This window comes from Promicromonospora vindobonensis (assembly GCF_042685865.1).
GTDB classification, from domain to species: Bacteria; Actinomycetota; Actinomycetes; order Actinomycetales; family Cellulomonadaceae; genus Promicromonospora; species Promicromonospora vindobonensis.
Genome location: NZ_JBHUOG010000001.1, coordinates 1,030,876 through 1,043,237 on the forward strand (window position 1 = coordinate 1,030,876; position 12,362 = coordinate 1,043,237).

The 12,362-nt window shown below is 70.3% G+C and carries 14 protein-coding genes; 6 read left to right on the forward strand and 8 right to left on the reverse strand.

Going from position 1 to position 12,362, the window contains the following annotated elements; translation table 11 throughout:
• The first annotated feature begins 53 nt into the window (after nucleotides 1-53).
• The 3 genes from ACFS27_RS04890 (at nucleotide 54) to ACFS27_RS04900 (ending at nucleotide 3,307) form a co-directional block, all read left to right on the forward strand.
• Complete coding sequence (locus ACFS27_RS04890) at nucleotides 54-911, forward strand: NmrA family NAD(P)-binding protein (protein ID WP_377180720.1); 858 nt, start codon at nucleotides 54-56, stop codon at nucleotides 909-911.
• Between the two features lie 150 nt (nucleotides 912-1,061).
• Entirely contained in the window at nucleotides 1,062-2,387 is a 1,326-nt protein-coding gene (locus ACFS27_RS04895) for a glycoside hydrolase domain-containing protein (protein WP_377180721.1), read from the forward strand.
• A 140-nt stretch (nucleotides 2,388-2,527) separates the two neighbouring features.
• Nucleotides 2,528-3,307: a DUF899 family protein gene (locus ACFS27_RS04900; RefSeq protein WP_377180722.1), complete on the forward strand. Its 780-nt coding sequence runs from the start codon at nucleotides 2,528-2,530 to the stop codon at nucleotides 3,305-3,307.
• A gap of 81 nt (nucleotides 3,308-3,388) precedes the next feature.
• Here ACFS27_RS04900 and ACFS27_RS04905 read toward each other — a convergent pair whose 3' ends face one another.
• Both ACFS27_RS04905 and ACFS27_RS04910 read right to left on the reverse strand, forming a co-directional pair.
• Complete coding sequence (locus tag ACFS27_RS04905; protein ID WP_377180723.1) at nucleotides 3,389-3,517, reverse strand: putative transporter small subunit; 129 nt, start codon at nucleotides 3,515-3,517, stop codon at nucleotides 3,389-3,391.
• Entirely contained in the window at nucleotides 3,514-5,169 is a 1,656-nt protein-coding gene (locus ACFS27_RS04910) for a sodium:solute symporter family protein (RefSeq protein WP_377180724.1), read from the reverse strand. The genes ACFS27_RS04905 and ACFS27_RS04910 overlap by 4 nt, the downstream gene beginning before the upstream one ends.
• Nucleotides 5,170-5,772: 603 nt before the next feature.
• Here ACFS27_RS04910 and ACFS27_RS04915 point away from each other — a divergent pair.
• Both ACFS27_RS04915 and ACFS27_RS04920 read left to right on the forward strand, forming a co-directional pair.
• Nucleotides 5,773-6,375 carry an exonuclease domain-containing protein gene (locus ACFS27_RS04915; RefSeq protein ID WP_377180725.1) on the forward strand — a complete coding sequence of 201 codons (603 nt, stop codon included), beginning with the start codon at nucleotides 5,773-5,775 and terminating at the stop codon, nucleotides 6,373-6,375.
• A 33-nt stretch (nucleotides 6,376-6,408) separates the two neighbouring features.
• Nucleotides 6,409-6,975, forward strand: a complete 567-nt coding sequence (locus tag ACFS27_RS04920; RefSeq protein WP_377180726.1) for a shikimate kinase — start codon at nucleotides 6,409-6,411, stop codon at nucleotides 6,973-6,975.
• A 15-nt stretch (nucleotides 6,976-6,990) separates the two neighbouring features.
• Here ACFS27_RS04920 and ACFS27_RS04925 read toward each other — a convergent pair whose 3' ends face one another.
• The 5 genes from ACFS27_RS04925 to ACFS27_RS04945 form a co-directional block, all read right to left on the reverse strand.
• Nucleotides 6,991-7,626, reverse strand: coding sequence for a phosphotransferase-like protein (locus tag ACFS27_RS04925; protein WP_377180727.1), 636 nt, complete (start codon nucleotides 7,624-7,626; stop codon nucleotides 6,991-6,993).
• A 32-nt stretch (nucleotides 7,627-7,658) separates the two neighbouring features.
• Nucleotides 7,659-8,090 (reverse strand): SRPBCC family protein, encoded by a 432-nt coding sequence (locus tag ACFS27_RS04930; RefSeq protein WP_377180728.1) that lies wholly within the window; start codon nucleotides 8,088-8,090, stop codon nucleotides 7,659-7,661.
• A gap of 149 nt (nucleotides 8,091-8,239) precedes the next feature.
• Nucleotides 8,240-8,689, reverse strand: a complete 450-nt coding sequence (locus ACFS27_RS04935; RefSeq protein ID WP_377180729.1) for a hypothetical protein — start codon at nucleotides 8,687-8,689, stop codon at nucleotides 8,240-8,242.
• A 64-nt stretch (nucleotides 8,690-8,753) separates the two neighbouring features.
• The gene (locus ACFS27_RS04940) at nucleotides 8,754-9,245 is read right to left on the reverse strand and encodes a YfbM family protein (RefSeq protein WP_377183599.1); all 492 of its coding nucleotides are present in this window, start codon (nucleotides 9,243-9,245) and stop codon (nucleotides 8,754-8,756) included.
• Nucleotides 9,246-9,308: 63 nt separating this feature from the next.
• Entirely contained in the window at nucleotides 9,309-10,076 is a 768-nt protein-coding gene (locus ACFS27_RS04945) for an MBL fold metallo-hydrolase (protein WP_377180731.1), read from the reverse strand.
• An 89-nt stretch (nucleotides 10,077-10,165) separates the two neighbouring features.
• Here ACFS27_RS04945 and ACFS27_RS04950 point away from each other — a divergent pair, with 89 nt between their 5' ends.
• On the forward strand, nucleotides 10,166-10,777 hold the full coding sequence (locus ACFS27_RS04950; RefSeq protein WP_377180732.1) for a CGNR zinc finger domain-containing protein: 612 nt from the start codon (nucleotides 10,166-10,168) through the stop codon (nucleotides 10,775-10,777).
• A gap of 55 nt (nucleotides 10,778-10,832) precedes the next feature.
• Here the strand turns inward: ACFS27_RS04950 and ACFS27_RS04955 are convergent, their stop codons facing one another.
• Entirely contained in the window at nucleotides 10,833-12,341 is a 1,509-nt protein-coding gene (locus ACFS27_RS04955; protein ID WP_377180733.1) for a M15 family metallopeptidase, read from the reverse strand.
• Nucleotides 12,342-12,362 lie beyond the last annotated feature (21 nt).

Sequence of the window (12,362 nt, forward strand, 5' to 3'; positions counted from 1 at the left end):
ACTGCGGACTGGCGGGGCTGTTCCGTCCGAGCACCGGCGCCCAGGGTGGACGCATGGACACCAACGCATTTTCCACGGACCCCACGACCTTCGCCGTCATCGGCGCCACCGGCAAGACCGGGCGCCGCGTCGCCGCCCTCCTCGAGGCCGGCGGCCACGCGGTCCGCCGGCTCGCCCGCGGCACCGCCCTCCCGTTCGACTGGGAGCAGCCCGACGGCTGGGCCCGCGCCCTCGACGGCGTCGACCGCCTGTACGTCACCTACGTGCCGGACCTCGCGGCGCCCGGTGCGGACGTCACGATCACCCGGCTCACCGAGGTGGCCCGGTCGGCCGGCGTGCGGCACATCGTCCTGCTCTCCGGACGCGGCGAGCAGGGCGCCCGACGCTGCGAGGAGATCGTGCTCGGGTCCGGCATCCCCGCGACCATCGTGAGCGCCGGCTGGTTCACCGAGAACTTCACCGAGGGCATGCTGAACAACGCCGTGCAGACCGGGGTGCTCGCGCTCGCCGCCGGTGCCGTGCGCGAACCGTTCGTCTCCGTCGACGACGTCGCCGCCGTGGTCGTCGAGGCGCTCACCGGCGAGGGCCACGCGGGCCGCCGGTACGAGGTGACCGGCCCGGAGTCGCTCACCCTGGCCGAGGTGGCCGCGCTGCTCACCGAGGTCACCGGGCGCGACGTCCGCTACGTGCCGATGGGCTTCGACGACTTCCACGCCGCCGTCGCGGCCGAGGCGGGGGCCGAGACCGCGACGCTGCTCACCGAGCTCTGCCGCGAGGTGTTCGACGGCCGCAACGAGAGGCCGACCGACGGCGTCAGCCAGGTCCTCGGGCGCGAGCCGCACGACGTGCGGACGGTGCTGGCCGAGGCCCTCGCGCCGGAGCGCGCCACGGTTGCTCCGAGCACGTCATGACCGGGACCGGCCCGGGCTCGACGGCGCCATCGAGCCCGGGTCGGTCGCAGACCATCCGGGCGCCTGAATCGTTACGAACGGGAGCACCCGAACCCTGGTGGTCGGCGCATACTTCGAGGAGGCGAACGGACCGTCTCCCGGAGGTGTCCCATGGCCGCCGCACGCAAGGTCGTCCGAGGCCTGGCCGCTCTCGGTAGCAGCCTGGCTCTCCTGCTCGTCGGGCTCACCGTCCCCGCCGCCGCCGAGCCCGAGACGCCGGTCGCCTACCGGTCCGCATCGACCGTGACGCGGGCCGACAGCCCCGGTTTCGACACGTGCACCGCACCGTCGCTGTCAGCGCTGCAGGCATGGAAGGGGACGTCGCCGTTCACGGTCGTGAACGTGTACTTCGGTGGCAACAACCGCGGCTGCACGCAACCGAACCTGACCGCCGCGTGGGTGCGTGACGCCTCCGTGGCGGGCTGGCGCCTGCTGCCCACCTACTTCGGGTACCAGCCGTACTGCATGGTCGGCGACAAGCCGAACCGCTATACCGCGACCAACGCCACGGCGCGGGGGAACTCGGACGCCACCGACGCCGTCGCGAAGGCCCAGGCTCTGGGCATGCTGTCGGGCAGCGCCCTGTACGCGGACGTCGAGCACTACGACCGCACCGACTCCACGTGCCGCACGGCAGTGCGGCGGTACGTCTCGGCGTGGACGAAGACCTTGCACTCGTCGGGGTATCTGGCGGGGGTGTACGTCCACCAGAACTCGGGGCTGCGCGACCTCTCGGACTCGTACAGCTCCACCACGTACGCCCGGCCGGACGCGGTGTGGATGGCCCGCTGGGACGGTGACACGTCGCTGTCCGGCTGGCCGACGGCACCGAACTCGCACTGGGCCACCGATCAGCGCGCGAAGCAGTACCTCGGTGACCACGACGAGACCTGGGGCGGAGTGCGGATCAACATCGACTCCGACGTGATCAAGGCACCTGTCGCCACCGTCGCACGCGCCTACAAGGTGACGAGCAGCAGCTCGCTCAACGCCCGCTCGGGGCCGTCCACCTCGTACCCGGTGGTCCGCGCCCATGCGCCCGGCTCCTCGTTGTCCGTCGTGTGCCAGGGCACCGGACAGCAGGTCGGCCCGACCACGGTGTGGGACCGGCTCACCACCGGTGCGTGGGTCAGCGACTACTACGTCTCGACGCCGTCGAGCACCGGGTTCTCTACGGCGCTGCCCCGCTGCACCTATCCCGGGCAGGTGACGGCGGACTCGCTCAACGCCCGCACCGGTCCGGGGGTGTCGTACCCGACGACCGGCAGCCCGCTGCGGCGCGGCTCGTTGGCCGCCGTGATGTGCCAGAAGGCAGGCAGCCGGTCGGGCACCACCTCGGTATGGAACAGGCTGCGCGACGGGCGCTGGGTCAGCGACTACTACGTGTCGAACCGGTCGAACACGAGCTGGAGCGCGCCGGTGCCGAGGTGCTTGTGAGGTGGCGTCCATGACGGCTGGCCGATCCGGGAGTGTCCGGACCCTCTCGTAGGCGGGCGCCGATGAGTTCACGACCGGTTCGCCGTCGGACTGGTAGGGGCGCTGCCGCGGCGCCCGAACCCGAGGCACTGGAGGGCACCATGACCGAGACGTCCACCCGGACCGGCCGACCAGCTCGGCCGACTGTCGTCGACTGGGACACCTGGCAGACCACCCGCGAGGAGCTCCTGGCGCGCGAGAAGGCGCACACCCGTGCGGGCGACGCGCTGGCCGCTGCCCGACGCCGGCTGCCGATGGTCGAGCTCGACGGCACGGTCCAGGTCACCGGCGCCGACGGACCGGTGCCGTTCATCGACCTGTTCCAGGGCCGCGACGAACTCGTGGTCTACCAGCACATGTGGCACGACGGCGACCCGATCGAGGGCCAGTGCCCCGGGTGCACGATCAACGCCTGGCACATCCAGCAGGCCGCCCCGTACCTCTCCGTGCGCGGAGTCTCGTTCGCGATGCTGACGGAGGGGCCCTGGGACGAGGTCGCCCCCTACCTGGAGTTCATGGGCTACACCGAGCCCTGGTACTCGGTGCGCGGGCTGCCGGCGCCGCTCGGCGTCGACATGGGCCACATCGTCTGCTTCCTGCGCGACGGCGACCGTGTCTACCTCACCTACCGGACCACGGGCCGTGGCAACGAGCCGGCGTCCGGAATCTTCGGGCTGCTCGACATGACCCCCTACGGCCGCGGCGAGGCCTGGGAGGACATGCCGGAGGGGTGGCCTGAAGGCCAGGCCTCCTGCTGGTACTGGGCCACGGACGCCGAGGGTGGCGCCACCTGGGGGCCGACCCGACGGCCCGTGCCCCAGTGGACGCGTCCGGGGGCGACGCCGGTCGTGCCCGGCGCCGGCCACGAGCACCACCACTGAGCCGCGACAGCACGGAGGGCCTGGCCCGCGGTATCCGCTGGGCCAGGCCCTCGACAGCCGGTCGGCGTGGGCGCCCGGGCGCTAGATGACGCTGCGCCCCTCAGCCTTGGCTGCGCGCACCTCACGATAGAAGGCGCGGCCGATCACGAAGAGCACGCCGGCCACGACGAGTGGCCAGATCAGCACGTAGAGCGTGAGCAGGACTGTCATGAGAGCTCCCCTCGGGCCGCGACGGGCTCACCCTGCCGCGGCCGGTCGTCCAGGCGGTTGGCGCCCGGTTCCGTGTCGAAGTCGCCGGTGCGCTCCTTGATGAGCGCGAAGTCGAACGTCCCCTTGTTCAGCAGGGTCAGTGCGACGCAGACGATGGTGCTCACCGCGTAGGCGACGAGCGATCCGGACAGCACCGGGTAGGTGTGCAGGAACCCGATCGCGAACGGCGCGGCCACCAGGGTCGCGACCGTGCCCACGACGAGCGCGACCCGCTTGCCGAAGAAGCCGAAGGCCATGAGGCCGAGCACGATGCCCACGCCGACGGTGGACAGGACGTCCGAGACGAGCCCCAGCCCACCGGAGAGGTCGACCCAGGAGAAGCGGACCGGCAGGAAGGCGGCGAGGCCCGCCAGAACCGCGGCGCTGAAGGCGAGGTTCGTGACGCGCCCCCAGTAGAAGCTCGCGATGACGGGGAACACGAGCGCCCCCCACAGCGCGCCGACGAACACCAGCAGGTCCAGGATGTTCAGCTTGGCGCCCGCGAAGACCAGCGCTGCCGCGATCGCGACGACCATCGTGAGCCGGCCGATGAGGACCATCGTGCGCGGGTTGGCGCGCTTCTTCCCTGCGATGTTCTGCCCGTAGACGTCGGTCATGACGATCGACGAGAGGGCCGTGAGGTCGGAGTCCGCCGTCGAGGACAGGGAGCCGATGATCATCACGAAGAACAGGCACAGGAGCGCGGGGTTCAGATAGGTGGCGGCCATCTGCGGGATCAGGTTGTTCAGGTCGCCGCCCAGTGGCTCGACTCCCGCGTACAGGGCGATGACGCCGAGCATCCCGACGCCGATGATCGTCGCCCCGTACCCGAACGTCGCGGTGACGAAGGTCTTCTTGATGAGGTCCTCCCGGACCGCGAAGAGCCGCTGGGCGATCGTCTGGTTGCCGATGGCGTAGGCCAGCACTGCCGCGATGTACGGGGCGCCCTGGTTGAAGAACGCGTCCGAGGAGAAGAAGTCCTGCTGCTGCGGCGTGAGGTTCGCCGCGCCGGTCTCGAACAGGCCCGGGCCGCCGGCCGCGAAGAACACGATCGGGATGATCACCACGACCGCGCCGAGCATGGCGAGCACCTGAGCGAAGTCGGTCAGCACAGAGGCGCGGAACCCGGACCACAGCGTGTACAGGAGCACCCCGGCCGCGATGGCGATGATGCCCTGCGTGAACGAGTACGGCGTGAGCATGTCGACGAGCGCGCCGCCGGCGATGAGGTTAGACGTCAGGCTGATCACGCTGCCGAGCACGTTGGAGCCGGCGAGCATGAGCTGGCTCGAGCGCCCGTGCCGGGCGAACATGACCTCGGCGATCGTGTGCGCGCGGGGCGCCACGGCGCGGATCCGGCGCCCGAAGGGGTAGATGAGCAGGATCATGAGGGCGCCCCAGAGCCCGTAGTGGATGGGGCCGGAGATCCCGTACGTGTAGCCGGAGGTGGCGGACGCGTACATCGACGACGCCCAGATCCAGGTGGCGGTCATCGACGCGGCGGAGATGCCGAACCCGATGTTCCCACCGCCGGTCATGTAGCCGTCCGCGTTCTCCTTCTTCTTGCTGGTGCGGACCGACATGTAGAAGCTGCCGCCGAAGAACAGGAGCATGAGAAGGACCACGACTGGCCCGGGAAGTTGTTGTAGGTCGCCCAAGGCGTTCTCACTTTCTCGTCAGGAGCCGGGCCGGAGGTCGGACCGGATGAACGGGTGCAGTGGGAACGGCAGCTAAGTGGGCGGTACCCGCAGGGGGCGGACCGAGCGAGTAGTGCGGGGTCGGTCAGTGCTGTGCTGTGCTGGCCGGCAGAAGAGCACAGAGCTCCTTTCGTTCATCGGCGGTACGGGCCTGGGCGCAACTACGCCGCAGGTCAGCGACCTTCGGGTGCCGGCACAGATCCGTGCCGGCGAGGCGGTGACGGGACCTGTGGGCTCACGCAAGGGCGCGGCGACGACGCAGAGCCGGGGAGTTCCACCGGTGCAGCGCGGGGCGCTGGCGAAGGAGGTCCGTCGGGAATGTTTCTACCATAGAAATGCACTGCAATGCCCAAATCGTTCTATCCGTGGGATTTAACCGTCAAGACAGGCCATACAGCGCCGAAAGCGGCCCGGCTCCCGAGGATGAACAGCGCGAGCTGCGCGCCGCGGACGGACTGGCGGCCGAGCGGCCAGGCGCGGCGCAGCGGAGGCGCACCCAACGCTCGCTACGATCGCGGCGTGCCGGTTCCCCCGCCCCTACCCGGGCTCTCGTTCACCGCGATCGACTTCGAGACAGCGAATCCGAACAAGGCGTCCGTGTGCGCCGTCGGTGTCGCCCGCGTGCGGGACGGTCAGGTGGTCGAGACGCACGGCACGCTCGTCCGCCCTCCGGCCGGGTACGACGACTTCGGGTACTACAACGTCCGTGCGCACGGGATCCAGGCGCAGCACGTGTCGGGCGCGCCGTCGTGGGCGGCCGTGCACGCGACGATCGTCGACTTCATCGGCGCTGACCCGATCGTCGCCTACAACGTGCCCGCCGACCGGCCCGTGTTCGAGCAGGCGTCCGCGGTCTACCGGCTGGCGGCACCGCGTAACGAGTGGGTCGACGCCCTCCGGATGGCCCGACGGCAGCTCACCCTCCCGAAGTACTCGTTGCCGCACGTCACCACCGCTCTCCGGCTGCCGTCGTTCACGCATCACGACGCCCTCGCCGACACCATCGCCGCCGCCCACGTGACGGTCGCGCTGTGTCATCAGGCTGGGATCGCGCGGCTCGCGGACGTCGTGACGACCGCTGCCGGCCGGCCCCCGAGGACCGCCTACCGCGTCTCGAGGTAGCGGTCGGTCATTGGCTAGGGGCGGGACAGAGGAATGACACGGACCATCGCGCTGATCGGCCCCGCCGCGGCCGGCAAGTCGACGCTCGGCAAGCTCGTCGCGGCGCGGCTCGGCACACCCTTCGTCGACGTCGACGAGATGGCCTGGCCCTACTACGGCCAGACCGGCTGGGACCTGGACCGCCTCGTCGATCGCATCCGCGCAGTCGGCCGCGTCGCCGCCGAGCGTGAGTGGGAGCCCGCACGGGCGCACGCCGTCGAACAGGTCCTGGCCGACCACGCCGGTGCAGTGATCGCCCTGGGGGCGGGGCACACCAGCTACACCGATCCCTCGTGCGCGCTGCGCGTGCGGACCGCACTGTCCCGAGCCGACGACGTCATCCTCCTGCTGCCCAGCCCCGATCCGGAGCGGTCCGTCGCTCTTCTGCGCGAACGCTCGATCGCGGTGAAGGACACCGACTGGATCCGCGACGGGCACGACTTTCTCGCCGAGTGGGTCGCCGAACCGCTCAACCACGCCGTCAGGACGAGCGTCGTCTACACGGAAGGGCTGTCGCCCGAGCAGGCCGCCGCCCAGATCGGCACGCTCAGACCGGCGTGACGAGCGTTCTTGTCCTCAGGCGCTCGGCGCGTGGCCGCTCTGGATCGCCGGGTAGATCACAACCAGCCGGTCCCAGAGCAGGTCTGCCACCTGAGTGGCGTCAAGCCCGGTCGTGTCGATGACCAGATCAGGTTCTGCCGACTGAGGTGGCTGACTGTTGTGGAACAGCGAGAGCCCTGCCGGGTGCTGGTGGCGGCGCTGCCGGTCCTCAAGCTCGCTGTCCTCCGTCATGAGCTCGACGATCGCGACGACCGCCGAACCTCGCCGGTTCAGCTCCCCCAGCTGAGCTTCGAGATCCCGGTTGGCCTCGGGTTCGAATGCCTGTCCGTCGACGATCACGCCCTGCCCGGTCCGCAGCATCGCCGTGATCGCCGCGTTCATCGCCGCCAGCATCAGCATGCCGTCCGGTCCTGAACGGATGCGCCGGACACCGGCGTACCCCTCAACTGCCTCGTACCGAAATCCGAGGTCCGAGTGCCGGGCGCCCGGCAACCCGCCGCCCCAGTGCTCAGGCACCATGCGGAAGAGCTCATCGAGGCCGAACCTCAGGAGAGGGACCTCGGCACGATCCTGGATCGCCGTCGTCAGGGTCGACTTCCCCGCGGCCGACGGCCCGTTGATGACCAGGCACAGCGGTGGTGGGGCGGTCATCGCTGAGGCTCCAGCCGTTGCCGGAGGCGCCGTCACAGCTGCCGCCGGTCGTAGCCTTCTCGCGACGTGGCCAGCCGGCGCCTGACGCGCTCCAGGATGCTCCGGGTGGCAACCCGGTGCAGGCGCGAGTCGATCACGAGGAGCCGGTAGACCGCACCGAGCACACCCGGGAAGGTCGCGTCGGTGTGTGCTTCGAGGCGCGTGCCGGCGCCGTCGGGCACCAGCCGGAAGGTGAGGGAGTAGACCGAGAAGCGATGGACGCCGTCGAGCGCGAGGCTGCCCGGTGGGTCCGCTGCCGTGACGCGGAACCCTGGTACGACCGACCCTGCGGCGAGCGGGCGTGGGCCTGAGGGCCGCGCATCGCGGCAACCGATCGTTCGCACGTACCAGGACGGCCGCCCGACCACCTCGACCTGGTCGAGGACCGTGCGCCACACCGCCTCTGGCGGAGCGCTGATCGTCATGGCATGCACATCACGGTAACGCCGCGGACCGACCATGCTGGGACCCTACCGACTCTCCCGTGCGGTGCGCGCTCAGTCGAAGATGCCCGCCACCAGCCTTCCCGCATGGGCGCAGGATGCCACGGTGTCGGGTGCGGAGGCCGGCGAGGTCACGCGCCCGTCGACACCCTCAGCAGGGCGTACGTCACGAGCACGGCGATCGCGAGCCCCGCGACGGCGTGTGCCACTCCCACACCCCGGATAACACCCCGTCGCCACCGTCCCTCAGGTCGTGGCCAGCCCATCCACGCGATGAGTTCGTCGACCCGGAAGAAAGCAAGCAGCCCCGTACCCACGAAGGCGACCGGAAAGCAGTAAGCGGCAACCACCACCATCCCGATAGACGCCATGGGGACAATGGGGTAGACCACCACTGCCCCGCCGATGAGCCACACCAGGGCGAGCATTGCCCCTTCGACGGCGAGGGCTGTCTTTCCGCCGGGTCGCGGAAGTGCCTTGGTCGTGTACGTCCAGACGTGATGCCACCAACGAACCGAGGAGATGGCTCCGACCGCGATGAAGACCCACCCCAGCGGACCACTTTCGAGAAGGTGCGTCACGACAGGTAAGGATGCCAGCCAAGCAGTACCCGGTCGGCGCGGGCAGTAGCTCCGCCTCTTTCGCTCAGTCGAGCCAGACGAAGATGCCCATGCCTGCGTCAGCCGCGTCGACGAAGAACGTGGTCAACCGTTCGAGATGGCCCGCAAGGTACTGTCCAGCACCGGCCTCATTCCAGATGCCCTGCGGGTAGATGTCCTCTTTGACAAAGACCTCTGCGGGCACCGCCTCGATCGCCCTGGGTCCGTCGAGTGAGCGCAATGCGGCAGCCAGCTCCGCGACCCGCTCAGGGCTCAAGGACGAGGGCGGGCCGTAACCCCAGTCGTCTGCTCCTGGCACCTGGTCGTCTCCAAACACCACCGCCGCAGACACTCCAGCGCGCTCAAGAACGAGTGCGAGGCCATGCCAAGCCTTGTCGACGTCGATCAGGCGTAGGTCCTGCTCGTTGCCCTCCTCCTCGGCATCCCACAACTCGTCGATCATGCTGCGGACCCACTCGGGCTCGGACAACGCCCTCGTGAAGTCGCCCGGCTCCAAACGGATGTACTCACCGATCATGCTCACCCGCGAGAGGGTACAAGCGCAGTACGCCCAGAACCACGTCGAACCGACAGACTTGCGTCAGCGACGCACGAGGCGGTCGCCCAGGCCCGCTTCGTCGAAGGCGGCAACGGTGGTCTGGAGATCCTCGGAGAAGTGGGCCCAGCTGTCGACGTGGGCGATGAGTACGCGCCCCGCGTCGAGCATCTTCGCCGCCTCCACCGCGCGCCCGGCGTCGAGGGTGAGCAGGTCGGGCTCGTCCCTGATCACCGGCATGCGCACCGCTCCGGCGAAGAGCACTGCCTCATCGACGTCGAAGCGGTCGGCGACCTCGCGGACGACGTCGAGCGAGGCGTTGTCCCCGCTGATGTAGACGGCCGGGAGGCCTGCACCGGTGAGCACGAACCCGATCACGTCACCGACCACCGGCCCGGAGCCGTCCGGCCCGTGCTGGGCGCGGGTGGCGGTCACGGTCACCGCCCCTCCGTCCGGACGCGGCAGGTCGATCGTCTCCCAGGGAGACAGACCGCGAGCGCTCCCGCCCAGACGGGCGGCACCGCTGACGGTGGTCAGCGTCAACGGGCTGCTCTCGAGGAACGCCCGGCCGGATGTGTCGAGGTTGTCCGCGTGCTCGTCGTGCGACAGGAGCACAGCGTCCACCGCGCCCACGTCGTCAGCGGTGACGGGCGAGTCGACGGTGCGCTCGAGGGGCGACGCGCCGGGATAGGTGCCGGCCGGATCGAAGGTCGGATCGGTCAGCAGGCGCAGGCCGCCGTACTCGATCACGACGGTCGGGCCACTGATCACACGAGCGTGGAACTGCTCGGACGCTGTCGACGCCACAGACATGGTGACTCCCTCTCATGGAAACTTCGGCACGTTGCCATGATGACTCTACGCGATACCTCACGGATAAATGCAAGATGTAGCATGAGAAAGTGCCCAGCCCCTCGACGCATCGCACAGACCTGCCACCACCTGCCCCCGGCGCTGCCGAACATCGCGCGCTCGACCTGGCGAACTCCGTCACCCTGGTCCCCGGCGGCGGCACGGTGGACGCGCTGGCGACTCCCGCGACGGCGACCGCGTGGCTGGTCGAGCGCCACCTCGCACCCCCAGGGGCTCCGCTCCAGGAGTACTGCGCGTCCCGGCTGACCGGTCTGCGCGCGCAGATCCGCGAGCTGTTCCACTCGGTCACCGCGGGAACCGCGCCCTCGGACGAATCGCTGGAGGCGATCAATTCGGCGCTTCGCCTGGCGCCGGCGACCGAGGTGCTGCGCTGGGACCCGGACCACGGGCTCGCCAGAGAGGCCGTCCATCCGGTCACCCAGGTCGTCGAGCACGCGATGTCGGCGCTGGCGGCAGACGCGGTCGGCCTGGTCACCGGCCCCGAGGCGGCATCGCTGACCGCCTGCACCGCCAGGTCGTGCAGCCGGTACTTCCTGCGGACGCACGCCCGCCGCCACTGGTGCTCCACCCGGTGCGGCAACCGGGTCCGCGCCGCCCGCGCCTACGCACGCCGCAGCCCCGCGGAGCCGGCGACACACTGAGCCGGCGACACGCTGAGCCCCGACCCGGAGCACCGACGGGGCCGGGCGTCTCGGGTCATTTCTCGGAGTCGTCGGCGGAGAGATCCAGACCGCGAGCGAGGCGGGACAGCGGTGTCGGAGACACCGACGGGCTGGTCGATGGCACCGGCGTAGGCGGCGTCCTACCGTCACGGTCCGGGGTCGACGTCGGGGACGGGCTCGACGACGGCTCCGAGGGCGCCGGGGAGGACGGCTCACTGGGTTCCGACGGAGCGGGTGACGGCTCGGGGGTAGGGCGGGGCGTGGGTGTCGTCGGCTCGCTCGGTGCCGGCTTCGGGTCGGACGGCGTCGGCGACGGCGACGGCGAAGGTGTCGGCTTCGGGTCGCTCGGCGCGGGCTTGGGATCGCTCGGCGACGGCTTCGGCTTCGGGTCGGACGGCTTCGGCTTGGGCTTCGATGCGGGCTCGGACGGCTTCTGCGACGGCGGACCGGCCTCCGGCTTCGTCGTCGGCTTCCGTGCTCCAGTGGTCGGGCTGTCCCCCCGTGCGGGACCGGACGCCGGCTTGTGGCGCGGGCTGGCGGCAGCCGGTGGTTCGGATGGACCGGCAGCCGGATCCCAGGTGCCGACGTCGGACGCCTCGACAGCACGGTTCGGGACCGAGCCCGCCGCGAAGAACTCGAAGTGCCACGGTTCGGGCTTCGCGCCACCCAGCCGGGCCCACGACGGGTTGTCCCACCCGTAGTGCGGACCGTGCACCCGCAGCCACACGTACTCCCGGGACGCTCCGCCCGCGATCGGGTCGCTCAGGTCCACGGCCAGGCCCCAGCCATGGTTGGACGTGCCCGGGACCGCTGCCAGATGTGGCTTGGCACTGGCCACGGCAACCTGCTGCGCGTAGGACCGGTAGGAATCGGTGATCGGGATCGCGTACCCGAACTCCCGCTCGAACTTGTCGCTCAGCGCCGTCAGCCGCTCCGCGGCGTCGCACCGCACCATGTGGCCAGGTGCGAACTCCAACGGACAGAGCACCACCGCGGGAATCCGGCCGTTGGCATAGCCCGCGGTGGAGCCGCCGAACAGCGTGACCGCGTCGAGCAGGCTCTCGCGCAGCGGAAGGCGCTGACGCTCCGGCGCGCCCCACGTCTCGACAGGCCCCACAGGCTCCGGCGTCGTGTGCCCCGGACGCTCCTGGGCGCGGTGCACCTCCACCCGGGCGATGGGTACCGGGGCGTCCAGCATGCTCGCCAGTCGCACTGCCGCGGTCACCAGCTCGGTGTACGTGACATAGCTTGCCTGCGGGCGCGTCGCGTCCGACCCGACCACCGAGGTCTGCTCGTAGGACACCTGCACGGCCTGCCCGACGGACACGTCCTCGACACGCGGACCGTCACCCTTCTCGTCCGACACCGACAGCTGCATCGTGTAGGTGGCGTACAGCATGTCGAGCTCGACCGCGGCCTGCGCAACCGTCGGACTGAAGTCAGAGCCCTGTTCTCGCGCCTGCTCCCCTGCACGCTCCAGGATGGCCACTATCTGGCTCAGGCTGATCCCTTCCGGGGCGGTCTCGGGCTGCTCGACCGTCATGCTCTCGGTCGGTCCATGGAG